The sequence below is a fragment of the Streptomyces sp. SP18BB07 genome, from assembly GCF_036322545.1.
Lineage (GTDB): Bacteria > Actinomycetota > Actinomycetes > Streptomycetales > Streptomycetaceae > Streptomyces > Streptomyces deccanensis.
Window position 1 is genome coordinate 427383 of the sequence record NZ_JAQYWT010000340.1, and the last position, 24777, is coordinate 452159.

General features: G+C 71.2%; 21 protein-coding genes. 15 read left to right on the forward strand and 6 right to left on the reverse strand.

The genetic code is table 11. The features are described 5' to 3' along the window. The first annotated feature begins 316 nt into the window (after positions 1-316). Positions 317-1711: a glycosyltransferase family 39 protein gene (locus PUR53_RS30025; RefSeq protein WP_329910293.1), complete on the forward strand. Its 1395-nt coding sequence runs from the start codon at positions 317-319 to the stop codon at positions 1709-1711. Positions 1712-1777: 66 nt separating this feature from the next. Here PUR53_RS30025 and PUR53_RS30030 read toward each other — a convergent pair whose 3' ends face one another. Continuing rightward, complete coding sequence (locus PUR53_RS30030; protein WP_329910246.1) at positions 1778-4441, reverse strand: SpoIIE family protein phosphatase; 2664 nt, start codon at positions 4439-4441, stop codon at positions 1778-1780. A gap of 395 nt (positions 4442-4836) precedes the next feature. Here PUR53_RS30030 and aspS point away from each other — a divergent pair, with 395 nt between their 5' ends. The 3 genes from aspS (at position 4837) to PUR53_RS30045 (ending at position 8795) form a co-directional block, all read left to right on the forward strand. After that, positions 4837-6600, forward strand: a complete 1764-nt coding sequence (aspS, locus tag PUR53_RS30035) for an aspartate--tRNA ligase (protein WP_329901757.1) — start codon at positions 4837-4839, stop codon at positions 6598-6600. Positions 6601-6734: 134 nt separating this feature from the next. Next, on the forward strand, positions 6735-7649 hold the full coding sequence (locus tag PUR53_RS30040; RefSeq protein ID WP_329910247.1) for an intradiol ring-cleavage dioxygenase: 915 nt from the start codon (positions 6735-6737) through the stop codon (positions 7647-7649). A 156-nt stretch (positions 7650-7805) separates the two neighbouring features. After that, entirely contained in the window at positions 7806-8795 is a 990-nt protein-coding gene (locus PUR53_RS30045; RefSeq protein WP_329910248.1) for an intradiol ring-cleavage dioxygenase, read from the forward strand. Positions 8796-9500: 705 nt separating this feature from the next. Here PUR53_RS30045 and PUR53_RS30050 read toward each other — a convergent pair. Continuing rightward, on the reverse strand, positions 9501-10106 hold the full coding sequence (locus tag PUR53_RS30050; protein ID WP_329910249.1) for an O-methyltransferase: 606 nt from the start codon (positions 10104-10106) through the stop codon (positions 9501-9503). A gap of 81 nt (positions 10107-10187) precedes the next feature. Between PUR53_RS30050 and PUR53_RS30055 the strand changes: the two genes are divergently transcribed. Next, a complete protein-coding gene (locus PUR53_RS30055) occupies positions 10188-10859 on the forward strand; it encodes a GOLPH3/VPS74 family protein (protein ID WP_329910250.1) in 672 nt (223 codons plus the stop codon). A 72-nt stretch (positions 10860-10931) separates the two neighbouring features. Here PUR53_RS30055 and PUR53_RS30060 read toward each other — a convergent pair whose 3' ends face one another. The 3 genes from PUR53_RS30060 to PUR53_RS30070 all read right to left on the reverse strand — a co-directional run bounded on the left by PUR53_RS30060 (position 10932) and on the right by PUR53_RS30070 (position 12528). Continuing rightward, positions 10932-11120 (reverse strand): hypothetical protein, encoded by a 189-nt coding sequence (locus PUR53_RS30060; protein ID WP_329901752.1) that lies wholly within the window; start codon positions 11118-11120, stop codon positions 10932-10934. Continuing rightward, the gene (locus PUR53_RS30065) at positions 11117-11845 is read right to left on the reverse strand and encodes a hypothetical protein (protein WP_329910251.1); all 729 of its coding nucleotides are present in this window, start codon (positions 11843-11845) and stop codon (positions 11117-11119) included. Before PUR53_RS30065 ends, PUR53_RS30060 begins: the two co-directional genes overlap by 4 nt. An 89-nt stretch (positions 11846-11934) precedes the next feature. Next, entirely contained in the window at positions 11935-12528 is a 594-nt protein-coding gene (locus PUR53_RS30070; RefSeq protein WP_329901750.1) for a pathogenesis-related family 1 protein, read from the reverse strand. A 324-nt stretch (positions 12529-12852) separates the two neighbouring features. On the opposite strand from PUR53_RS30070, the gene PUR53_RS30075 reads away from it, so the two are divergent. Genes PUR53_RS30075 through PUR53_RS30085 form a run of 3 tightly spaced genes read left to right on the forward strand, consistent with a single transcriptional unit; the run spans position 12853 to position 16228 of the window. Next, positions 12853-13461: a DUF4956 domain-containing protein gene (locus PUR53_RS30075; protein WP_329901749.1), complete on the forward strand. Its 609-nt coding sequence runs from the start codon at positions 12853-12855 to the stop codon at positions 13459-13461. Further along, positions 13458-14288, forward strand: a complete 831-nt coding sequence (locus PUR53_RS30080) for a VTC domain-containing protein (protein ID WP_329901748.1) — start codon at positions 13458-13460, stop codon at positions 14286-14288. Before PUR53_RS30075 ends, PUR53_RS30080 begins: the two co-directional genes overlap by 4 nt. A 32-nt stretch (positions 14289-14320) precedes the next feature. After that, positions 14321-16228: a carbohydrate-binding domain-containing protein gene (locus PUR53_RS30085; RefSeq protein ID WP_329910252.1), complete on the forward strand. Its 1908-nt coding sequence runs from the start codon at positions 14321-14323 to the stop codon at positions 16226-16228. Positions 16229-16281: 53 nt separating this feature from the next. Here PUR53_RS30085 and PUR53_RS30090 read toward each other — a convergent pair whose 3' ends face one another. Further along, entirely contained in the window at positions 16282-16641 is a 360-nt protein-coding gene (locus PUR53_RS30090) for a CAP domain-containing protein (RefSeq protein ID WP_329901746.1), read from the reverse strand. Here PUR53_RS30090 and PUR53_RS30095 point away from each other — a divergent pair. The 7 genes from PUR53_RS30095 to PUR53_RS30125 all read left to right on the forward strand — a co-directional run bounded on the left by PUR53_RS30095 (position 16625) and on the right by PUR53_RS30125 (position 24733). After that, on the forward strand, positions 16625-17110 hold the full coding sequence (locus tag PUR53_RS30095; protein WP_329901745.1) for a hypothetical protein: 486 nt from the start codon (positions 16625-16627) through the stop codon (positions 17108-17110). The genes PUR53_RS30090 and PUR53_RS30095 overlap by 17 nt on opposite strands. A 510-nt stretch (positions 17111-17620) precedes the next feature. After that, entirely contained in the window at positions 17621-17974 is a 354-nt protein-coding gene (locus tag PUR53_RS30100; RefSeq protein WP_329910253.1) for a hypothetical protein, read from the forward strand. A gap of 165 nt (positions 17975-18139) precedes the next feature. After that, entirely contained in the window at positions 18140-18874 is a 735-nt protein-coding gene (locus tag PUR53_RS30105) for a hypothetical protein (RefSeq protein WP_329910254.1), read from the forward strand. A 204-nt stretch (positions 18875-19078) separates the two neighbouring features. Further along, positions 19079-20431, forward strand: a complete 1353-nt coding sequence (locus PUR53_RS30110) for a pectate lyase family protein (RefSeq protein WP_329901742.1) — start codon at positions 19079-19081, stop codon at positions 20429-20431. 109 nt (positions 20432-20540) lie between these two features. Next, complete coding sequence (locus tag PUR53_RS30115) at positions 20541-21203, forward strand: Crp/Fnr family transcriptional regulator (RefSeq protein WP_329901741.1); 663 nt, start codon at positions 20541-20543, stop codon at positions 21201-21203. A gap of 108 nt (positions 21204-21311) precedes the next feature. Then, complete coding sequence (locus PUR53_RS30120) at positions 21312-22415, forward strand: hypothetical protein (RefSeq protein ID WP_329910255.1); 1104 nt, start codon at positions 21312-21314, stop codon at positions 22413-22415. Continuing rightward, complete coding sequence (locus PUR53_RS30125; RefSeq protein WP_329910257.1) at positions 22412-24733, forward strand: hypothetical protein; 2322 nt, start codon at positions 22412-22414, stop codon at positions 24731-24733. The genes PUR53_RS30120 and PUR53_RS30125 overlap by 4 nt, the downstream gene beginning before the upstream one ends. The last annotated feature ends 44 nt before the right edge of the window (positions 24734-24777 follow it).

A 24777-nucleotide genomic window follows, 5' to 3' on the forward strand; every position in this document is an offset into this window, starting at 1 on the left:
GTCCACCCCTTCGGCTGACCTCCGGAGCGGGTGGCTCTCATGGGGGAGAGAGCACCACGCGGTTCCGCCCCGGCCATCGGCCGGGGCGGGCTCAGTTCTGCCCGTTCCCCCGCCGCATACGCAGGGGAACGGGGAGAGACACCATGCGCAGGCTGTTCCACGACGATGGATCCCGAGGATCCCGACGTCCGTCCGGCCCTTCTCCGCTCGCTTGAGCGCGCCCGCGCTGTCGTTCCTGAGGGGGTGCGCGACCGTCACGGCGGCTCGTTCGGCGGCCGCGACGGCGTTACGGCGGCTGCCGGTCTGGTCGGCTCCGGTGCTGTGGACGCTCGCGCTCGGTCTGTGGGGGCTGTCCCGGCAGCACAGCGTGTGGCGGGACGAGGCCGCGACCTGGCAGGTGGCGCGGCGGTCGACCGCCGAGATCTGGCACATGCTGGGGCAGGTCGACGTCGTGCACGGGGCCTACTACCTGCTGATGCACGCCCTCTTCAACTGCTTCGGACCCGGCACGACGACCCTGCGGCTGCCTTCGGTGCTGGCCATGGCGGGGGCGGCGGCCTGTGTCACGGTCATCGGCCGTCGGCTGGCCGGGCCCTGGGCAGGCCTCGGTGGCGGACTGGTGTTCGGGTTACTGCCGGCCGTGCAGTTCCACCTCCAGGAGGGCCGCCCGTACGCGCTGATAGCGGCCGGGGCGGGCCTCTCGACGTTGCTGCTGGTGACCGCGCTCCAGCGGGGGCGGGCCGGCACGGGGGCGTGCTGGGTGGCGTACGGGGGCGTGATCCTGGCGTGCGGGCTGCTGAACTGGCTCTCCTTGCTGATCGTGCCCGCGCATGCGGCGACCCTGGCGTGGACGCGGGCGCCGCGCGTGACCTGGGCGCGCTGGGCGACGGCCTCGGCGGTCGCCGTGGTGGGGGTCCTGCCGCTGATCCTTTACAGCAGGCGCCAGGCCGAGCAGGTGTCCTGGATACCGCCGCTGACCTGGCACATGCTGATCGGCCCCGCGGTCCTGCTGACGATCGGCGGTCTGGGTGCGCTGCTGGACCGGCCGCGGGTGGGGCGGCTGTCGCTGGCGGCGGTCGCGCTGCCGCTACTGGCGGTGCCGCAGGTGGGACTGCTCGGCCTGTGCCTGATCCGTCCCCTGTTCCTGGACCGCTATGTCCTGTTCAGCATGCTGGGCCTGGCGCTGCTGATCGGGGCGGCCCTGAGCGCGGCGGTACGGGCCGTCCGGCCGGGGTTCCCCAGATCGGCGTCGTGGCTCGTCCCGGTGCTGGTCGCCGTCGCGATGGTGGCACTGCTGCCGCATTCGCTGGCCAAGCGGTCCCCCGCCAGCCGGGTCGACGACGTCCTGGCGACGGCCGTGAACGTACGGCACCTGAAGCAGCCAGGGGACGCGGTGCTCTTCGCCCCGTCCGCGCGGCGCGACACCGCGCTCGTCTCCCCCGGCGACTTCGCGGGACTGCGGGACATCGCGCTGACCCGGAGCCCCGCGGCGTCCGGGACGCTCAAGGGGGTGGAGGCGGACCCGGCCCGGATACGGACCGCGATGCTCGCGCAGCGACGGATCCTGCTGGTCACCGACGCGCCCGGGGCGGCCCGGCCGCTGTCGGGGGGACGGGACCGGACGAAGGCGGCCGTGCTGGCGGAGCACTTCACCGTGGTCGCGGACGAGGCGGCGCGGGGGCGGCGGGTGATCGTGTACGAGCGGCGCTGATCGGTCGGCGGCTCGGTGTTCAGGGGCGGGTGCTGCGTCTCCGTCACGGGAGGGTGGTGCCGCCGGTCATGGGTGGGTGAGGGGGTTCGGGGCTGCGCGATGCGGGCCTTCCGGTGGGGCCGTCTCGTACAGCTCGAACCAGATGCTCTTGCCGTCGCCGCGTGGGTCCACGCCCCAGGCGTCGGCGAGCATGTCCATGAGGACGAGGCCGCGTCCGGAGGAGGCGAGTTCGCCGGGGTGGCGCTTGTGGGGCAGGTCGTCGCTGGCGTCGGTGACCTCGACGCGCATACGGCGCTTGCCGCCGTCGCCGGTCATCTCGGCGACGAGGAGGGCGTCGGCGTCGGTGTGGACGAGGACGTTGGTGAGCATCTCGGAGACGAGGAGCACGGCGGAGTCGACCTGGTCGGCACAGGTCCAGTCGTGGAGGAGTTCGCGTACCTGCTGGCGGGCGCCGGCGATGCGTTCCGGCTCCGCCTGGGCGATGGTCAGGGCGGTGCGGCGGGTGGGAGCCGGTACGGCGGTGGTGTCGCCCCGGCCTCGGCCCTGGCTCTTCCGGCACAGCAGCAGCATCGCTATGTCGTCCTCGCGCCGGTCGGCGAGCGGGCCGGGCGTGTGGTGCGAGGAGGGACCGTGCACCCCTTGCACCAGCGCGTCGGCCAACGCCTCCAGCCGCCCCGGCGCCAGCCCGATCGCCTCCGGCCGGTCGGGGACGAGGGCGGCGGGGGCGGCTGGGGTGAGGGGGCCCGGCTGGGGGCTCGCTTCCACAGGACTGGTGAGGCCGACGGGTTGGGTGCGGTCCGGTGTGCGGCCGGGGGGCTGGGTGCGGTCTGGTGAGGGCTCGCCGGTGTTCGGCGCGCCAGGCGCTCGGGAGTCCTGGTCCCGGGTGGTCGCCGTGCGCGTGGGTGCCGGCATGCGAGGTGGTTCGACGTGGTCGGGCGACTGGTTCCGTGCCGGACCGCCGTCCGCCTCCGGCCCGCCCGGTCTCAGCGCGGCGACTGTCCGTTCCTCGTCCTCCGGGCGGTAAGGCCCGAGCTGATCCGTCCCGGGAGAGGGCGCCCCCCGGTCTTGCGCCCCGGGCGAGGACGCCCCCCGCTCTTGTGCCGCCCGCTCCCCGGCAGCCTCGGCCTCGAAGGACCCCTCGGTCCCCAATCCCCCCTCGGCCTCCTCCGGCTTTCTGTCGAAGGACTCCAAAATCGTGCGGATGCGGCGCCAGCCCGTGTCGAGGTCGTGGCCGCCGGTTTCGATGAGGCCGTCGGTGCACAGGAGCATCGTCTCGCCCGGCTCCAGCACCAGCCGGGTGGTGGGGTAGTCGGCGTCGGGGTCGATGCCGAGGGGGAGGCCGCCCGGGGTGGGCCGGACGAGGACCGTTCCGTCGGCCATGCGGACCACCGGGTCAGGGTGCCCCGCACGGGCGATGTCGAGACAGCCGGACGCCGGGTCGACCTCGACGTAGAGGCAGGTCGCGAAGCGCAGGTCGGCGTACGTGTCGGCGGCGGAGTCGGTGATGCCGTGCAGGAAGCGCGAGGCGCGGGAGAGGACGGCGTCGGGGCGGTGGCCCTCGGAGGCGTAGGCGCGCAGGGCTATGCGGAGCTGGCCCATGAGACCGGCGGCGCGTACGTCATGACCCTGGACATCGCCGATGACCAGGGCGAACCGTCCGCTCGGCAGGGCGATCATGTCGTACCAGTCGCCGCCGACCTGGAGTCCGCCCCCGGTGGGGACGTACCGCGCGGCGACGCTCATGCCGGGTATCTCGGGGCCCAGCGTGGGCAGCATAGTGCGCTGCAGACCGTCGGTCAGTTCGCGCTCCGTCTCGGCCGCGCCGGCGCGGGAGAGGGCCTGGGCGAGCATGCGCGCGACGGTGGTCAGGACCGAGCGCTCGTCGGGGGTGAAGGTGACGGGGTGGGTGAAGCCCGCCATCCACGCGCCCATCGTGCGGCCGGCGACGGTCAGCGGCAGGAACGCCCAGGACTGGCGGCCGAACTGTGCGGCGAGCGGCCAGGCCGTGGGGTAGCGCGCCTTGTAGTCCTCGGGGGAGGAGAGATAGACCGCGCGGCCGGTGCGGACCACCTCGGCGGCCGGGTAGTCCGTCTCCAGCGGCATGTGGGTGAAGGGTCCTTCGTCGCCCTCGTTGTGCCCGTGGTGGCCGATGACGGTGAGGCGGTCGGCCTCCACGCCGAAGACCGCGAGTCCGTCCGGCGAGAAGCCGGGCATCGCCAGGCCTGCCGCGACCCGCAGCACCTCGGCCGTGGACCGCGCCTCGGCCAGCGCCCGGCCCGCGTCCAGCAGGAACGCCTCGCGTGAACGCCGCCAGTCGCCGGTGACGGACGGGGCCCGGACGGCGGTCGCCGGGGAGGGCTCGGTGACCTCCTGGATGGTGCCGATCAGCTCGAAGGACTTGCGCACCGGGTCGAAGGTCGGCTTGGAACGGCTGCGGATCGTACGGAGCACCCGACCCCGCTCGTCCATGACCCGGATCCGCACCTCGGCGAGGGTGTCCTCGACGACGGCGAGCTGCACGACCGAGACGATCTCGTTCCAGTCGACGGGGTGCAGACGTGAGCGCGCCCCGGCCTGGGTGAGGGTCGTCGGCTCGGCGGGCAGCCCCATGAGCCGGGCGGCCTCGGCGTCCAACGTGACGGTTCCGGCAGCGCTGTCCCAGGTCCACAGTCCCGTCGCGAGGGCGGACAGGACGTCCCCCACGGTGGGCGGGGGCTCACCAGTGCGCATTGACCCACTCTAAGAACAGCTGATCGGACCGTGCCACCGGCGCTGCGCCGGGCTCCGATCGGGACCGGGGGCGCACGGCAAGCGACCACGACCGGCGGCGACGGAGGTGACGGCAATCGACGCTAGCGACAGTAACCGCTTACGGTCCTGCCCATGGCTATGACCGTGCGTATCCGGTCAGCGGGGCGGCCGTCGCGGAGACGGGGAGCCTGCTCCACGGTGCCCGTCGCGGAGACCGGGAGCCGCTCCACGGTGCCCGCCGCTCTTAAATGGTGGGGAGGTGATCTCGGGGTGCCCGGTACCCTTGGGCTTGTTTCACGTGAAACATCGGCTGTGAGACACCGGCCGTGAGGCACCACCCAGATCCCCGATCAGCGAAGGCTGGATGAACGACGATGCATCGGTACAGGTCCCACACCTGCGGCGAGCTCCGCGCCTCTGACGTCGGCACCGACGTCCGGCTGAGCGGCTGGCTGCACAATCGGCGCGACCTGGGCGGCATCCTCTTCATCGATCTCCGCGATCACTACGGCATCACGCAGCTGGTGGCCCGCCCGGGCACCCCGGCCTACGAGGCGCTGGACAAGATCTCCAAGGAGTCGACGGTCCGCGTCGACGGCAAGGTCGTCTCGCGCGGCACCGAGAACATCAACCCGGACCTGCCCTCCGGCGAGATCGAGGTCGAGGTCGGCGAGGTCGAGCTGCTCGGCGCGGCCGCCCCGCTCCCCTTCACCATCAACACCGAGGACGGGGTCAACGAGGAGCGGCGCCTGGAGTACCGCTTCCTGGACCTGCGCCGCGAGCGCATGCACCGCAACATCATGCTGCGTACGGCCGTGATCAGCGCCATCCGTCACAAGATGACGGCGCTCGGCTTCAACGAGATGGCGACGCCGATCCTGTCCGCCACCTCCCCCGAGGGCGCCCGCGACTTCGTCGTGCCGTCGCGCCTGAACCCGGGCAAGTTCTACGCCCTCCCCCAGGCCCCGCAGCAGTTCAAGCAGCTGCTGATGATCTCGGGCTTCGACCGGTACTTCCAGATCGCGCCCTGCTTCCGTGACGAGGACGCGCGCGCGGACCGTTCGCCGGGCGAGTTCTACCAGCTCGACGTGGAGATGTCCTTCGTCGAGCAGGAGGACGTCTTCCAGCCCATCGAGAAGCTCATGACCGAGCTCTTCGAGGAGTTCGGCGGCGGCCGGCACGTCACCTCGCCGTTCCCGCGCATCCCGTTCCGCGAGGCGATGCTCAAGTACGGCTCCGACAAGCCGGACCTGCGTGCCCAGCTGGAGCTGGTCGACATCACCGATGTCTTCGAGGGCTCGGAGTTCAAGGCCTTCGCCGGCAAGCACGTGCGCGCGCTCGCCGTGCCGGACGTCTCGGCCCAGCCGCGCAAGTTCTTCGACCAGCTCGGCGAGTACGCGATCGAGCAGGGCGCCAAGGGGCTGGCCTGGGTGCGGGTCGCCGAGGACGGTTCGCTGTCCGGCCCGATCGCCAAGTTCCTCACCGAGGACAACGTCGCCGAGCTGACCAAGCGTCTGTCGCTGGCCGCCGGTCACGCGGTCTTCTTCGGTGCGGGCGAGTTCGACGAGGTCTCGAAGATCATGGGCGCGGTGCGGGTCGAGGCCGCCAAGCGTGCCGGGCACTTCGAGGAGGGCGTCTTCCGGTTCTGCTGGATCGTCGACTTCCCGATGTACGAGAAGGACGAGGAGACCGGCAAGATCGACTTCTCGCACAACCCCTTCTCGATGCCGCAGGGCGGTCTTGAGGCCCTGGAGACCCAGGACCCGCTGGACATCCTCGGCTGGCAGTACGACATCGTGTGCAACGGCGTCGAGCTGTCCTCCGGCGCGATCCGGAACCACGAGCCCGACATCATGCTCAAGGCCTTCGAGATCGCGGGCTACGACCGTGACACCGTCGAGGAGCAGTTCGCCGGCATGCTGCGCGCGTTCCGCTTCGGCGCCCCGCCGCACGGCGGCATCGCGCCGGGTGTCGACCGTATCGTCATGCTCCTCGCGGACGAGCCCAACATCCGCGAGACCATCGCCTTCCCGCTCAACGGCAACGCCCAGGACCTGATGATGGGCGCGCCGACGGAGCTGGAGGAGGCGCGGCTGCGTGAGCTGCACCTTTCGGTGCGCAAGCCGCAGCCGAAGTAAGGCAAGCCTTTATAAGAGTTTTTCCGGGAAGGGACCTGAAATCGTCCGTCGATTTCAGGTCCCTTTCGTGTGGCCGGGGAAAAGAGGACCTTTTCTCAGCTCGTTGACAGGTTTCTTATCTAACTTCCCGGCGCATGGCAGCCAATCAACAGAATCAGCCGGATCAGCCCGATCAGCCGGATCAGAGGGATGTGACGCGTCGCAAGGTCGTCGTGGCCGGGGCGGGGGCCGTCGCGGTGGTGGGACTCGGCGGCGCCATGGCGGCGAACGCCTTCGCGGGAGAGCGGAGAGGGAGCGCGGGCGAGGGCTCCGCGCCCTTACCCCGTCCCTCGGAGGAGTGCTACCGGCTGACCTCCGAGGCCATGGAGGGCCCGTACTACATCGACGCGGACAAGATCCGCCAGGACGTCACCGAGGACAAGGAGGGCATCCCCCTCACCCTGCGCCTCAAGGTGATCGACTCCGAGACGTGCCGGCCGGTCCGCGACGCGGCCGTGGACATCTGGCACTGCGACGCGGTGGGTGTCTACTCCGGCTACGAGGACATGGGCAACGGTGACGGTGACGGAGGCGGCCCGGCCCCCACCGCCCCGCCGCCGAGCGGTGATCCCTCCGGTCCGCCCCCGGGCGGCGGCCACCAGGAGCCGACGGACGACACCCGCTATCTGCGCGGCACCTGGCGGACGGACCGGCAGGGCTTCGTCACGTTCAGGACCGTCTTCCCGGGCTGGTACCGGGGCCGGTGCGTGCACATCCACCTCAAGGTGCACGTCAACGGTGAGTGGACGGACGCGGGTTACGGGGGCGGGAACACCTGCCACACCGGGCAGCTCTACTTCGACGAGGAGTCCGTCCTCGCGTCCGCCGAGGTCGAGCCGTACGCGTCGAACACGGCGGAGCGCACGACGCTCGACGAGGACTTCATCTACGACGGCAACGGCGCCCGGGGCGGACTGCTGAGACTCCGCTACGACCGCGGGGACATCGCGAAGGGCGTGCGGGCCTCGCTCACGGTGGGCGTGGACCCGGAGGCTACCAACGAGGGGTAGCGCGTGAGGTAGAGCAAGGTATATCCAGATTTTCTGCCGGGAAGGGGCTCGAAAGGGACGGCGATTTCGAGCCCCTTTTCCCTTCGCTCGGGAATGCGGGACAAACCACAGCCCCTTCTTATCGCTCTGACAGTCGGGCTCCCTAATTTCCTGGCCATGACGGGAAACCAGACCGGAAACGAGAAGGCCCAGGGGCCGAAGCACAAGCGGGACCTGACGCGCCGCAAGGTCGTCGTGGCGGGCGCGGGCGCCGTGGCCGCCGTGGGCGTGGGCGGAGCGGTCGTCGCGACCGCGAGCGCGGGCACCACCACGAAGGGCAGCGCCAAGCCCCTCGCCTCCACGAGCGCGAGCGCCGGGGAGGAGTGCTACCAGCTCACCTCGGAGACCACCGAGGGTCCCTACTACATCGACGCGGACAAGCTCCGCCGGGACATCACCGAGGACAAGGAGGGCATCCCCCTCACCCTGCGCCTCAAGGTGATCGACTCCGGGACCTGCGAGCCGATCCGCGACGCGGCCGTCGACATCTGGCACTGCGACGCGCTCGGGCTCTACTCGGGCTACGAGAGCTTCTCCGAGGGCGGCGGCACCGCCCCCACCGGCGCGCCCTCGGGCGAGCCGACGGGTGAGCCGCCGACCGGTGAGCCTCCGGCCGGCGGTGGGGGCGGCGGGCACGAGGAGCCGACCAGTGACACCCGCTATCTGCGCGGCACCTGGAAGACCGACAAGCAGGGCCTCGTCACCTTCACGACGATCTTCCCGGGCTGGTACCGGGGCCGGTGTGTGCACATCCACACCAAGGTGCACGTCAACGGTGAGTGGACGGACGCCGGTTACGAGGGCGGGAACACCTGCCACACCGGGCAGTTCTTCTTCGACGAGGAGTCCGTCCTCGCGTCCGCCGAGGTCGAGCCGTACTCGACCTCCACGACGGAGCGCACCACCCTCGACGACGACACCATCTACGACGGCAGCGGCACCCAGGGAGGTCTGCTCAAGCTGAAGTACAAGAAGGGCGACATCGCCAAGGGTGTCGTCGGCTCTCTCACGCTCGGTGTCGATCCGGAGGCCACGAACACCGGCACGGACGACTCCGTCCAGCCGGGCGCGTCGGAGACGACGTCGGAGTCCGCCTCGGCGAGCTGACCCCGACCCGCGTACACCGTCCCTGAGCGGCCGACGGGCGTACGACCCGGCGCACGGCGCAGGCCCGGAACCCCCTCCCCCTGGGTTCCGGGCCTTCGCCGTGTGCGCGATCCGGGGACGGGTACGCGCTGGGGAAGTCATCAGGAGGCGCACAGGTTTCTCGATGGGCGATCACAGGGGGAGGGGATGTGATGGGACGTACGGGATGAGGAACCCGTACGGGATGTACGCCCTGTACGGGACGGAACGTCGAATGCTGGAGGAGGCCATGAAGCTGGCCGTGCTGGTGGCAGTGTTGCTGATCGTCGGGGCGGTGGTCGCGACCGTCGCGCGGCGGCGGTCCGTGGAGGACCCGCGTCCGCCGTCCGACCTGGACGCGGAGGCCGAGGCCAACCGCTGGGTCGTACGGCTGGGCGGCAGCCTGGCCGGGATCGACGTACGGGCGCAGGCCCGGGCGGGCGGCCGCGCGGCCGAGTCCCTGACCGAGGCCACCGAACGCCTCCGCACCGCCCGCGCCCAGCTGACCGGGGCCCGCACACCGGACGAGTACGCGCGGGTCACGCGGACGGCGGTCGAGGGGCTGCGCCATGTGCGGGAGGCCCGTGCGGCGTTGGGGACGGACACGGGCACGAGCGCGGGCACGGGTGCGGGGCCGGCCGGGGGCGCGGGCTCGAGCGCGGGGCCGGGTGCGCCGGACGGCGGCGGTCAGGGTGAGGTGCCGGTCGCGGCGTCGATCCGTACGGCGATCAGTATGCCGCTCGACCAGGTCAGCCGGGTCGTGCGGAAGTCCGAGCGGCCCTCCAGAGCCGCGAGCAGGTCGGTCACCGCCGCCCCGTGACCCTCCGGCCAACCGGGCACGGGCGTCAGATCGTCGACGACGTACGCGCCGCCGGGCGCCACCAGCGCCAGCGCGGCGTCGAGGTGGGTGAACTTGCCGGGCCAGGTGTCCGCGAAGACGAGATCGAAGGGGGCGCCGTCGTACCGCTCCAGCCAGGGACCACCGTCCTCCGTGACGAAGCTGATCCTTCCGTCCGCGCCGAACCGGTCACGGGCGACGGCCTGCACGGAGTCATCGAGTTCGACGGTGACCAGCGTCGCCGTCTCGTCCATTCCGCCGAGGAGCCATGCGGTGCCCTCGCCCACACCTGTTCCGAGTTCGAGGATCCGGCCGCCGGGGCGGGTGGCGGCGAGCGTGGCGAGCAGGCTGCCGGTGCGGGGTTCGCACGACATGGTGAACCCGGCGGAACGGGCCGCCTCCTGCAACTCGGGCAGGGCGGAGGGGAGTTGGCTGAGCCTGGGGAAGTCGTCCATGAGGGGATTCTGGGCGGGCGGGGGCGTCGACCTCAACCCGATTGTTGGAACTCCCGGGCTGGCGTGAGCGTCGTATCGATCATGAGCATGTCGATCGACTCCACTCCCGCCTCGGCGCCTGTCCCCACGACACTCGGGGAGGAGATCCTCCTCCTCTCGCTCGACGACACCACGGGTGAGGCCCGGCTGCCCTTGCGGACGCCCTACGCGATCGCGGCGGCGGCCCTGCTGGAGCGGGCGCTGTCCGGGGCGGGCGACGGGGCCGACAGGGCCGAGGGAGCCGGTGGTTCGGGTGAGGTGGCTCTGCCGGACGACATCGGGAAGTGGATCCACGCGCACAGCACGGCGGAGTACGAGGCCGCTCTGCGGGGCGTCCTGGACAAGGGGCTGATCCGGAAGGAGAAGCGCCGGGTCCTGCTCGTCTTCCGCACCACGCGTTATCCGGAGGCCGACGGCACGGTGGAGTCCGCCCTGCGGGGGCGCCTGACGGAGGTGGTGCTGGAAGGTGCCGATCCCGACCCGCGCACCGCCGCCCTGATCAGCCTCCTGCACCACGGTGACCTGCAGACCCTCGTCTTCTCTGACGCCGACTGCGAGGATTCCCCGGCCCGGCGGCGCATGGCGGAGATCGCCGACCGCCACTGGGCCGACCCCGCACTCCGCCGGATGGCCGAGACCGCGGCGGCCACGGCGGCGGCCCTCACGGCGGCGACGATGGTGACGACGGTCGTGGTGATCACGGCGGTGACCTGAGGCCGGGCCGGGGCCGGGGCCGAGGTGGCGGGCAGGGCCGAAGCCGGGTTCAGGGCCGGGCCGAAGTCGGAGCTAGCGTTTCAGGGTTCGGTAGCGTTTTTGGAGGAGGCCCAGGCGGCCCGGGTCCTTCTTGCCGTTCAGTTCGGTGAGGAGGTCGTCCGGGCAGTGTTCGTAGAGGTCGCCCCACCAGCCGCGGCGGCGGTTGTCGTAGATGCGGTAGCCGCCGGGGACGCCCCGGGCGACGTACCGTCTCCTGCTCACTCGGGTTCCTCCTCCGGTGGGGACGCCAACGCCTCCTCCTCCAGGAGGCGTTCCGCGATGTCGTCGGCCCAGGTCTGGGCCCAGCGACGCAGTCCCAGAATGGCGTCCCCGTCCAGGCCGTGGCGAGCGAATTCCCGGTCGTCGAGCCACTCGGTGCCCTCCAGCCGGGACTGGAGGTCGGCGAGGTCGAAGGCGGTGGACGTGGCGGAGGTGTGGCGTCGGGCCAGCTCCTCCAACTCGACGGCGGTCCAGTGGGCGGTGGCCGCGTGCACGGCGATCAGGTCGCGGGCCGTGCCCCGGTCGGCCACCGCCCGGACCTTCGTGCCGACCACGTCCTCCAGGGAGAGGGTGAGGCCGAGAGGCGTCTCCACCGGCGGGTGCCAGAGGGTCTCCTTCAGGAGGTCCAGGGTGCGTTCCTCGGCCGTGGTGGGGTCGGTGACGATGAGACGGGCGGAGAGCGGGGTCGTCTCCACCGCGCGCACCAGCCAGCCGCGTTCCGCCAGACCCGCCCGGGCCGTGGCCGCGATCCGCTCCATCGGCGCCGCGTGTTCCGTCGCCGTCTCCAGGTCCCGGCCGGGCGGCCGCGCCTCGACCAGACCGTGCGCCTGCGCCGCGTGATCACCGGTGAGAGCGAGGCCGTAGGGGGCGCCGACGGCCAGCACGTCGTCGAGGAGATGGCGCAGCTGCTCGGGAAGGTCGCGAAGCTGCTCGGGGGGATCACTCACGCGCGGGCCTCGTGCAGAGGTGGGGGCGGGGGTGGGCTGGGGGGTGGGGCCATGAGGGGATTATCACGGCCCCGGCGGTCATTCCCCGGTCAGTACGGCCGTCGGCCCACCCAGTTCCCCGGCGGGTCGAAGTTGGCCACCACGTAGGTCCAGCCGTTCCCGCACCTCGCCTTGGCCGCGCCGACCCGTGTCGAGCCGCGCCAGACCAGCTGGGTGTAGTGGAGGCATTCCCGGTCGTTGACGCAGGAGTTGGAGGGGCGGTCGTAGTCGGACTTCTCGTCGAGCCACAGGCGGGCCGCGTCCGCCAGCGAGTAGCGGGGGCTGGACCCCTTGGCCAGGTTCTCGCCGTACCGGCTGTTCGAGTGGACGAGCTCGCAGTCGGCGACCCGCAGCCTCGTCCAGGAGCGGGCCTGCGCGGCGACGGACTCGTCCCAGACCAGCGGGGGGACGCCGACCTCCGCCCGTGCCTGGTTGACGACCGTCAGGAAGCCTCTGACCTCCGGTTTCGATGCGGCCGACACCGACCCGGCACCGGTCACCCCCGTCGCCGTGGCCGCCGCCGTCGCCGTGACCGTCTCCACGACCGTGGGCCGGGGGCCGGCTGCCTGAGCCGCCCCCGGAGCGAGCGCCAGCGTCGCCGCCGCGGTCGCCGCGGCCATCGTCCGCGCCCTGTCCCGTCGCACCACTCGTGCCTCCTTCTGCTCCGAATCTCCAACCGCTCCAACTGCCTTACCGGCGCAGCTACTTGTAGGACAGGGCGAGGACCGGCCGGGGGTCAGGGGATCTTCTGCCACCCCATCGGGGGATTCGGAGCGCGTCCGGGTTTCGGCAGCCATTGCACCGTGACGTGCAGGTGGGCGCCCGTCGAGAGGGACTGTTCGGAGGGGGCGAGCGTGGGGCACACCGCCGGGTGCCGGGTTCACCCTCCGTTGGCCGGTGGAACTTCTCAAGTTCAGTTAAGGGAAGGCAAAGGGTCCTCAAAGGTCGACCCCCGATTGTCTTTTGACATGGACCAGACCCTTCTCGTGGTCGCCGATCTGGCCGCCATCTCCGTGCTGACCTTCGCGGTCTACTTCCCGCGCCACCACCGCCGGGACCTCATCGCCGCCTTCCTCGGCGTCAACGTCGGCGTGCTCGCGGTGGCGATGACGCTCAGCTCGTCGTCGGTCGGCATCGGCCTCGGCATGGGGCTGTTCGGCGTCCTGTCGATCATCCGGCTGCGGTCCAACGAGATCGCCCAGCACGAGATCGCGTACTACTTCTCCGCGCTCGCCCTCGGTCTGCTGGCCGGGCTGCCCGAGCAGGTCAACGTCCTGTCGATGCTGCTCATGGCACTGATCGTCGCCACGATGTACGTCGGCGACCACCCCCGGCTGTTCGGCCGCTACCGGCAGCGCAGTCTCCGCCTCGACGCCGCCTACACCGACGAGGACGCCCTGCGCGCCCACCTCGAAGTACTGCTCGGCGGGCGGGTGGTGAACCTCTCCGTGCAGAGCGTCGACCTGGTCAACGACATGACGCTGGTCGACGTCCGGTACGTCGTCACCGGTGGGGGCTCGCGCGCACCGCGAGAGGCCGGCGGCCGGGTCGAGCGGGCAGAGGGGGTCCGGGCATGACGGCCCTGGACTCCGTCGCCCCCGTGGTCGGGGCGCTGCGCCCCATCGGCCTCGACGAACTCGTCGACCGCGCCGAACTGCTGACCCGGCTGGACCGCAAGTACATGCTGCCCCTCACCGACCTGCCCCTCGTGGTCGGCGGACTGGACGGTGGGGGCCCCTCCCGGTCGAGCGAAGTCGAGACCGGGGGAGTGCAGGTCCTGGAGGTCGACGGTGAGCGGCGGTTCGCGTACCGGTCCGTGTACTTCGACACCCCGGACATGGCCGGCTATCTGGCCGCCGCCCACCGCCGCCGACGCCGCTTCAAGCTGCGGATACGGACCTACCTCGCCTCCGGGCAGCACTTCCTGGAGGTCAAGACGCGCGGTCCGCGCGGCACCACCGTCAAGCAGCGGGTCCCGTACGACGGGGAGCCGGGGCGGCTGGGCCCCGAGGCGCGGGCGTACGTCGACGACGTGCTCCGCGCGGCGGGCATCGACTCCCACGGCTTCCGCCTGGTGCCGGCGCTGACCACCCGCTACCTCCGCACCACCCTCTTCCTGCCGGGCAGCGGCAGCCGGGTCACCCTCGACACCGACCTGACCTGGGCGTTGCCCGACGGGACCGCACTGCGCACCCCCGAGCGGACCATCGTCGAGACCAAGGCGGGCCGCGCCGGATCGAGCGCGGACCGGCTGCTGTGGTCGCTCAGGCACCGGCCCTGTCCGGTCTCCAAGTACGGCACCGGGCTCGCCGCGCTGCGGCCCGACCTGCCCGCCAACCGCTGGCTGCCCGTTCTGCGGCGCCACTTCCCCACCGCACCGGCACTGAACGGGAGCCCCGCATGAACATCCGTAGGCACTCATGGAACGCAAGGAACATGAGCAACGGGAGGAACTCGAGCAATGCGAGGAACTCGTGGACCGCGTGGCGCAGAAGGGCACGCGGGCTGCGTACGAAGACCGCGGGCGCCCTCGCCTCCCTCGTCCTTGCGACCGCCGCGCTGGCCGGGTGCTCCGCCGGGAGCGACTCCGGCTCGGCGTCGTCCGACTCCTCGACGAGCGCGAGCGCGAGTGCGGCGGCCGCCGTGGACGGCACGCGGAACGCGGCGGCCGTCCTCGCCGACAACGAGGAGACGCACGCCGAGGACGGCGACACCGAGTACGGGAAGGCCGAGGAGTCGGCGGCTGTCGCCATCGAACTGAAGGGCGACTCGGCCTCCGCCGACGGCAAGGGCGTGGATGTCGACGGGTCCACCGTCACCATCACCGCCGCCGGGACCTATGTGCTGAGCGGGTCCCTCGACGACGGGCAGATCGTCGTCACCGCCCCCGAGGCGACCGTGAAGCTGGTCCTCGACGGCGTCGACATCTCCAGCTCCTCCGGGGCGGCCATCGCCGCGACCGAGGCCGAACGGCTGGTCGTCGTCCTCGCGGACGGCAGCGAGAACAAGCTGAGCGACACCGACTCCTACGCCGAGGACGCCGAGGCGAACGCCGCCCTGTACAGCGCGGGCGACCTGACGATCGGCGGCGACGGCGCGCTGACCGTGCGGGGGAACGGCAACGACGCCATCGCCGGCAAGGACGGTCTGGTCGTCGAGGGCGGGAACATCACCGTCGAGGCCGCCGACGACGGCATCCGGGGCAAGGACTACCTGGTCGTGAACGGCGGCACGGTCACCGTGACGGCGAAGGGCGACGGGCTGAAGTCCGACAACGCGGACGAGGCGGACGCCGGTTACATCGTCGTCGACGGCGGCACGGTCTCCGTCACCGCGCACGGTGACGCCGTGGACGCCGCGACCGACCTCGTCGTCACCGGCGGTGAGCTGACGGTGAAGGCCGAGGCCTCCGACGACACCTCGGCGCACGGTCTGAAGTCGGGAGTGATCACCGTGCTGGAGGGCGGCACGGTCGACGTGGACGCCTCCGCCGACGCGCTGCACGGCGACGCGGCCGTCCACCTCAACGGCGCCGAGGTCACCCTCGCGGCCGGCGACGACGGCATCCACGCCGAGGGCGACCTGGTCATCAGCGGGGGCACCCTGGACATCACCGGCTCCAACGAGGGCCTGGAGGGCAAGGACATCCTGGTCAGGGGTGGTACGTCGAACGTCACGTCCAACGACGACGGGGTCAACGCGTCGGGCAGCGAGGCGACGTCCGAGGAGGACGCGAACGCGCAGGGCGGCCGGGGCGGTGGTCCCGGTGGCGGGGGCGGTGGCATGGAGGTCGGCGACTACACCGCCAAGGTCACCGGCGGCACGCTCGTCCTCAACTCCCAGGGCGACGGCTTCGACTCCAACGGAACCGCCGAGATCACGGGCGGCACGATCGTCGTCAACGGCCCCGAGACGGGCGGCAACGGGGCGCTCGACGTCAACGGCAGCTTCACCGTCAGCGGCGGCACACTGCTCGCGGCCGGCAGCGCGGGCATGGTCGTCGCACCGGACGAGGAGTCGGAACAGGGCTGGCTGTCGGCGACCCTGGACGCGTCGGTCGAGGCGGGCACCACCCTGCACATCGTCGACGCGGACGGTGAGGTCGTGGCGTCGTACGTCACCTCGAAGACCATCCAGAACGTCGTGTACGCGGGCGCCGGGATCAAGAGCGGCGAGGAGTACAGCGTGTACTCCGGCGGCTCCACCTCCGGCTCGGACACCGGCGGCCTGGCCGGCTCCGGCACGCTCGGCTCGGCGGAGAAGATCGCCACGGCCACGGCGGGCGAGGCCCCGGAGGGCGGCTTCGGGGGCGGTCCGGGCGGGGGCGGCGACCGGGGCCGGTAGCGGCACCGTCGGGTGACCCGGTTGCCGGGACGGTGCCGCTCCTGCCTCGGTGACTACGCGGGTGTCCCGAAGTTCTGGGTCCAGTAGTTGCCCGGCTGGGCCAGGCCGATGCCGATCTCCTTGAAACCGCAGTTGAGGATGTTCGCCTTGTGGCCGGGGCTGTTCATCCAGCCGTCCATGACGCTCTCGGCGGTGCCGTACCCGGCGGCGACGTTCTCGCCCGCCGAACGGAAGGCGTACCCGACACGGGAGAGCCGCTCACTCATGTCCGAGCCGTCGGAGCCGGTGTGGGACATGTTCCGGTGGTCGGCCATGTCCTGGCTGTGGTCCTGGGCGGCCTTGGTCAGCTTGGCGTCCACGGTCACCGGCGAGCAACCGGCCTTCTCGCGTTCGGCGTTGACCAGGCTCAGCACCTGGGCCGTGGGACCGGAGGCCGCGCTGCCGGCGGAGGTCGCGGGGGCGCGTTCCGCCTGGGTGGCCTTCGGGGCGCTCGGCGGCGGCGTGGTCCTGGCCGGGGTGTCGGCGGCCTCGGGGGTGGGCTTGGGCTTCGGCTCGGCGGACTTGGAGGGGGACGCGCTCGCCTTGGCCTTGGAACGCGACGGGCTCGGAGAGCTCTCCGGAGTCTCCGGGGCGCTCTCGGTGGAGGGCGTCGCGGACGCGGAGGGTGTGCGCGACGGCGTGGCCGGAGCCGGCTCCCGCTTCTCCCCTCCCCACCAGGAGGAGGCCACGTTGCTCCAGTCGCCCAGCCCGACCCCGCCGGCCCACGCGGCCGTGGGGATGCCCACGGCGCCCACGGCCACCACGAAGGCGGTGGCGACGGCTATCTTCCGGCGTGTCGTCCTGGGCTGCCGCGCCGCCGACCGTTTCGTCCTACGGCGGTGACTGTTCGTTCGTCTCGTGCGTGTCATACGTGGCCTCACTGAATGGTCCGACTTCGACGCAATCGACCCCTTGGCAGGCCGTGGCCCTGGTGAGCCCGGTCATTATGGGGACCCCTCGCCGCACCGGGCAACGAACACGTGTGCTGCCCCCGGGACGCGTCGACGAGGCCTGCCGAGGGAGCCGGGGCGTACGCGTCCGGCGGGCCGCCGCGTGCCCCCGAGTGCCCGAACCCGCCCTGGGACCAGGCAGAAAGCCGTTGCTCCGACGGCGTCGGAACAGGAGTCGTCGCTCCGGACGATCAGTTGGATTCGCCGCCTGTGCGACAAATGCCGGATGAGGCTTCGAGGGGCGCCATTTGTCGCTTTGCTGAAACGGATTGATCGGTTCCATCGGGTGCAATTCGGTCGTGACGCATGTCACCCCGATTCGAGGTGTGTGCGTGAGGGGCGCAGACTGGATGGAGAAGCGGAGATCGCACAGACCCCGCGGTGATCCGGTCGTGGAGGAATCATGACGGCAGTCACGCGGACGGGAGCCCCCGTGGTGATCGAGGGCGACGGTCTTGAGGTACGCATCCAGGAGATCGGCGGCGGTATGTCCGTCGCCTTCATCAAGCTCCCCCAGGGCACCGACATGTCCCCGGCGCTCAAGGGCCTCCCCGACGACCTGTGCCAGTGCCCCCACTGGGGCCAGGTCGTCAGCGGCCGACTGAGGATGCGCACCAAGGAAGGCGAGGACTACTACGAGGCGGGTCAGGCCTACTACTGGTCCCCCGGCCACGCACCCGAAGCCCTGGAGGACGTCGAGCTCGTCGAGTTCTCCCCGACGAAGGAGTTCCAGGAGGTGATGGACCACATCAAGTAGCCCACGATTCGCCCGTGTGTACGCGGCCATCGGCGTAACGGTGTTGGGCTGATCCGTTAATCATGCCGCTGGGGCCTCAAGACGCTGCCTTCCTGATCCGATGCCGTCCAGGGAAGCTTCGACCGCTTCCCGACATCGTCGAACTGATCGATCAAGGAGCAGTGCATGAGCTCTAAACCCAGAAGGCGGGCCGCACTGGGGGGCCCGTTCCCGGTGCGTGGTGCCCGGTTTGTCGGCAGCACCCTCGCCCTCGCCGCCTTCGCCCTCCTCGTCGGAGGTGCCGCGAACCCCGCTGCCGCGACGCCGCGTGCCGCCGGCACGGAGGCGGGCACCGCCTCGCTCGCGGGTGCGCCGGCGGGTGACCCCTGCCGCAAGCCGAAGCCGCACCCCAAGGCCGAGGCCGGGGCTGAGACGGGCAGCGCCGTCCACCTCGACAAGTGCAAGGTCGGCCCGACGGGTCCGCCCGGGCCCCCCGGACCGCCCGGACCGCCCGGACCGCCCGGACCGAAGGGCGACCCTGGTGAGCAGGGTCCTCAGGGTGACCCCGGGCCGTGCTCCGACATCGACAGCTACCTCCCCGCGGGCTCGGAGGAGTTCACCGCCGTGCTCACCGGCGGGCGGGCGTATGTGGGGCAGCGGTCGGTCAACCCGTTGCCGCCGGGTGCCTACGTGTGGGAAGACCTCACGGACAACGACCTGCCCCCCGGTGTGGCCGTCAATTTCCCCGCGACCGCCTGCGCCATCTCCATCTCGTCCCAGGGCCGCGACACCTGGGTCAAGGTGGTGACCACGGCAGGCGCCATCTGGGAGACGCACGGCGACACGAGTGGCAACAACTTCGTGTGGGACGAGGGCTGGACCCCGTTGGAAGCAGCGCTGCCGCTCCCGCCGAACCCGTAAAGCCTCCGGCACCCCAGGGACCCCGTCCTTGAACGGCGGCCGTCGCTTGCACAGGGCGGCCGCCAACTCCTTTCAAAATTCCTGGAATCGGGGCGGCAACCTTTCAGAAACCTGCGACCACACATGAGTCGGAACCCCCTTCACGGGGGCTCCACACGAACCACGTGTTCTCCCGAACCACGTACGTTACGTAAGGACTCATCCGTGGCCTCTGCCTCCCCGCGCCCGTCCCACCGCCGGTCCCTCCGCAAGCGGCGGACCCTCGTGGTCTCCGCCGCAGCCGTGGCCGCCGCGGTCGGCGCCGGCGTCCTCGTGATGAACGCCAGCGCCAGCCCCACCGACCTGTACCACCAGGTGCTGCCCGCCAAGGACGGCTGGGCGGCGTCCGGTTCCGGTACGACCGGCGGCGCGAAGGCCGACGCGGCGCACACCTTCACGGTGTCGACCCGCGCGGAACTGGTGAAGGCGCTGGGCTCCGCCACCGACACCACGCCCCGCATCATCAAGGTCAAGGGCACGATCGACGCCAACACCAACGACTCCGGCAAGAAGCTGACCTGCGCGGACTACGCCGCCGGCACCGGCTACTCGCTCTCCGCGTACCTGAAGGCGTTCGACCCCGCGAAGTACGGCAAGAAGGTCCCGTCGGGCACCCAGGAGACCGCCCGCAAGGCGGCTCAGGACAAGCAGAAGAAGAACATCGTCCTCAGGGTCCCCTCCAACACCACCATCGTGGGCGTCCCCGGCACCAAGGCCGGCATCCTCGGCGGCAGCGTCCTGGTCCAGAACGTCAAGAACGTCATCATCCGCAACCTGACCTTCGCGGACACCCAGGACTGCTTCCCGCAGTGGGACCCGACCGACGGCTCGGCCGGCGAGTGGAACTCCAACTACGACTCCGTCACGCTGCGCGGCGCGACCAACGTCTGGGCGGACCACAACACGTTCACCGACGCGCCGACCTTCGACAAGACCGAGGCGACCCACTTCGGCCGCAAGTACCAGGTCCACGACGGCGCGTTGGACATCACCAACGGCTCCGACCTGGTGACCGTCGAGCGCAACCAGTTCCTCAACCACGACAAGACGATGCTGATCGGCTCCAGCGACACCGACAGCACGGGCAAGCTGCGCGTGACGATCCACCACAACCTGTGGAAGGGGATCGTGCAGCGGGCTCCCCTGGCCCGCATCGGCCAGATCCACCTCTACAACAACGTCTACGACACCACCACGGTCAACGGCTACGCCCCCAAGTACAGCATCGACTCCCGCGCCAAGGCCCAGGTCGTCGCCGAGCGCAACGTCTGGAAGATCCCCGCCGACGCGAAGGTCGCCAAGCTGCTGAGCGGCGACGGCACGGGCTCGCTCGCCGGCACCGGCAACATCGTCAACGGCAAGGCCACCGACATCGTCGCCGCGTACAACGCCGCGAGCTCCAAGAAGCTGAAGACGACCGTCAACTGGACCCCGGCCCTCACCGCCGGTCTCCAGACCACGGTCACCAACCTCCTCACCGACCTGACCGGCACGACGGGCGCGGGCACGCTCTCCTAGCGGCCCCCGCTCCGCACCGAACGTGACGCCGTCCGGCCACCCTTCTCCGGTGGCCGGACGGCGTCACCGTCGCTAGGGTCCGGAGCCACCAACGGCTACGGAGGTGGGCGTGACGGATCGCAGTCCCTTCACCGAGGACGAGCTGAATCTCATCCGGGGCGCGGGCGGGCGGCGCGACTGGGAACGCGGGGAACGGTTGATGCGGGAGGGTTCCGGAGCCGAGGACGTCCTTCTCGTCGAGACCGGCCTGGTGAAGGTCACCGCGGACACCGCCAACGGCTACTCCAGCGTGCTCGCGGTGCGGGGCCCGGGTGAACTGCTGGGCGAGCTGGCCTGCGTCGACGGTGGCGTCCGCTCGGGGACCGTCACCGCGATCCGCGCCGGCCGGGGCGTGACGGTAGGGGCCGAACGCTTCCGTCGACTCCTGGCGGATCACGGGCCGTTGGCCCTCGCGGTCCTGCGCGGCGTCAGCGGGCGGCTGCGGCAGTCGGACCGGCTACGAGCCGAACACGGTGCCTACCCGGCCGCGGCCCGGATCGCCCGTGTCCTCGCCGACCTCGCGCTGTGCCACGGCGAGCCCGTGTCCGATCCGCTGTCGAACGCCGTGGTCGTGCTCATCAACCAACAGGAGCTCGCGGGCGCCGCCGGCACCTCCCGCGAGTCCGTGGCGCGCACGATGCGTCAGCTGCAGGCCGCGGGACTCGTCAGCACCGCCCGGGGGGCCACCGTCGTACCGGACCCGGGGGCACTGCGGCGCTGGACCGGCGACTGACGGCCTGTGAAGGCGGTACGGCGCAGCCGCGAACAGCCGCCGCAGAAGTATCACGAGAGTGTCAACTGACACTGTACGTAGGTCAGTTGTGCGATATCTCTGTGCGCCATGGTGAGTTCCACAGCGCCGCGATCCCGCGCGCAGCACGACCCCGCACAGTACGACCCGGCACAGTACGACCCCGCCCAGTACGTCCTGATCGTCATCCTGGACATCGAGGGCTTCGGCCGACGCACCGATCCGGACCAGGTATGGCTCCGTGACCGGTTGCGGGCCGTGGTGGCCCGCGCGATCGAAACCGCCGGTATCCCGGAGCCCGCGTCGGAGGACCGGGGCGACGCGCTCGTCCTGCTCGTCCCCGGCACCGTGCCCAAGACCGATCTCCTCGGCGGCTTCGTCCGCGCTCTCGTCCGCGAGTTGCGCGAGCACGCCCGGAACCACACCGGTGACCGCGAGATGCGGCTGCGGGTCGCCGTCCACGCGGGTGAGGTCGCCCGCCACGGCGCCGGCTGGGTCGGCGCGGACCTCAACACCGCCTTCCGCATGGCCGACATGGAGCCGCTGCGGCGGGCCCTGGCCGGGGCGCCCGGCGCGGTCCTCTCCCTCGCCGTGTCCCATGTCCTGCACCAGGGTGTCGTACGGCACGGGCATCCGGGCCTGGAGGCCGCCGAGTTCGCCCCAGCGGTGCTGTCCGCCAAGGAGATCCGCGACGAGACGGTGTGGATCCGCGTTCCCGGCCATCCGTGGCCCCCCGGCCTGCGCGCCCCCGGCCCGCGCACCCCTGGCCCGTCCGTCACCGTGCGCCCGGCGCCGCCCGCACCCCTCGCCCCCGCCAACTACGGCATCAGTGCCGCCGAGGTGTCCGTCACCGGCGTGGGCGTCAACCACGGCACCGTCACCCAGTCCTGGACCGGCCCGATCGCCACGGGCCCAGCCGCCGGCACCGCCGACATCCCCGCCGAACTGACGCGGCTGCGAGCCGAGTTGACGCAAGCCCGGCAGCGGGAGGCGATCGACGACTTCACCTTCCGGGCCACCGGCGAGGAATTGGAGACGGCCGAGCAGCATGCCCGGGCCCAGGACGAGGAGGGCCGCGGTCGCCTTCTGCACGCGCTGATGAAGATCGAGCGGCTCATTCCGAACGCCGCCGCCCTCGCCGGTCTCATCGCGACCGTCACCCAGCTCATCCAGCACGTGAAAGGCCAGGCATGACACCCGGCAACCAGAACAACCAGAACAACCAGAACAACCAGAACAACCAGGGCATCCAGGCCTTCGACGTCAGCGTCCACGGCGTCGGCGTCAACCACGGACAGGTCAACCAGTACGTCGTCCGCGAGGGAGCCTCCCCCGAGGAACGCCTCCAGCAGGGCATCCGCACCCTCCGGGCGGGCATGCGCGACCGCGCCGAACAGATGATCGATGACGTGGTCGGGCTCAGCGACACCCCCGCACCGCAGGCGCTGTACTACCTGGCCCTGTCCATCGTCAGCCGCCGCTCCCCGGAGAACCTCACCGACGAGGACTGGCACAAGCTGCGCCACACCCTCGACCGGCTCGAGGCCCTGCCCGGTGAGTCGGCGGCGGAGTACGGGACGGCGGGGCGGGTCCTGCGCGACCTGATGTATGCCTCCCTCCGTCCCGCCGCCCGCTCCGGCGCGCGGAGCGACCAAGCCGACGCCCCGTCCGGCACACAGAGCGGCACCGTCGACGCCGCCCTGCTTCTCGACGGCCTCCTGGACGACGAGGTCCGCACCGAACTCATGGACCATCTCCGGTACGTCCTCCGCGGGATCGAACGGGACGCACTGGACGCCGAGGAGGAGGGCGAGCTCGGCGAACGGCTCGCCAAGAGGCGGGCGGAGAGGGCACCACTCTTCTTCACCCCGGATCCCGAGCTGCACCTGCCGAGACCACCCAAGGAGCCGATGCTCGATCCGACGGTTCGCGTCATCGTCGCCGTGTGTCTCGCCGTCCTGGGAGTCATGCTGCTCGTCGACCAGATACCGGACGATCTCCCCGACAGTGACCGGAACAGGGCCTGGACCCTGCTCGTGGTGGCGGTCGTGGCGCTGGCGTTCGGTATGCCCGGTCGGGTGAGGTCGATCGCCCGGTACAGCCTGCACGCCGAGTGGCGGGCCGACCCCGACGGCAAAGGTCTGACCGAGCAGGAGCGGAACCCCTTCCGCCGGTCGAAATCGCGGCTGGCGGTACTGCTGACCAGCCCGAAGCAGTGGCACGAGGACCGCGAACGCCGGGCCAAGGAGCAGCAGAAGACCAAGAAGGCGGCCTTCCGCCGGACCGTCGAGGCCCTGGTGCAGGACCGCTTCCTGGACTACGAACCGAAGGGCTCCGACGCGGCGAAGATGTGGCGGAAGTACACCGAGCGTCGCCGTGGCGAGCTGATCGACGACCTCACCCACCGCCACTGGCGCACCGTCGCCCCCGGTGCCCTCGACTGGCTGATCCAACTGCGCGCCAAGGAGATCGGGGGACAGCACGTCGACCCTCCGCAGATGAGGCTCGAACGGGCACTGAGCCGTCTGGGTCTCCTCAGCACGCTCCTCGGGGTCATCCTGCTCGCCACCGCCGTCGTGCAGGTCATCCCCAACGACGAGGACAGCGGACAGGGCATCATGGCCTGCTTCTCCCTGACGGGCGCCGGGGTCCTTGTGTGGCTCGCCGCCGTGGACTTCGCCAAGCGCACCGCGCACCAGCGCGCCCGGGAGCAGTACGAGAACGACATGCGGGCGCGGCGGCAGTGGCTGGACGACCTCGGGGGAAGCCGCCCGGACGACGACCAGATGGCCCGCTGGTACGACCTCGACCAGCGGTATCTGCGCCGCGAGGTCCTGGCGGAACACCGTATGGAGCACCGCGACATCCTCTTCAGCTTCTCCCTCGTGGAGGGCGTTCCGGGCTGTGTCCGCGCCAAGGTCAAGAACGGCCCCCCGCGCTACTCGGAGTACCGGCAGACCCTGTACGTCCTGACCTCGAGCGGCGTATGGGTCAGCTCCTGGAACGTGGACTTCGCCACCGGCGAGCACGACGGTCGCCAGGACACCGTCTTCCGCTACGACGCCATCAGTTCCGTGACCGTGGAATCGGTCGGCGTCCGCTTCGGTGACTCGCTGCGGGAGATCGTCTCCGTCTCCGAGAACGGCTCCCTGCGTGATGTCGCCGACGAGGACGACCTGGTCATGCACGAGGCGATGCGCCTGGTCCTGCACAACGGCCAACGGCTCACCGCGCTGCTGGAGAACTACGAGCACCTGTACGACTCCGACCACGAGGACCGGGCCCAGCTCCGCCGCCTGGCGCTGGAGTCGTCGGGCATCTCGGTCGGCTTCCGCATCCTGACCGCCATGGCCACCGAGGGCCGCCGTTGGTTCGAACAGCGCCGCCAGCGGTCGTACCAGGCGTTCACGGCGCCGGGCCAGCCGGACCAGCCGGACGGTGCGGTCCGGGACGGCGACGGCCGCCCGCCGTCCATGCCTCCCCTGCCCCCCGCCCTGGTGCTGTCCGAGTAGTCGGACAGCCTCCCCGACCGGAGGGAGGGTCGGCCTGCCCGGGG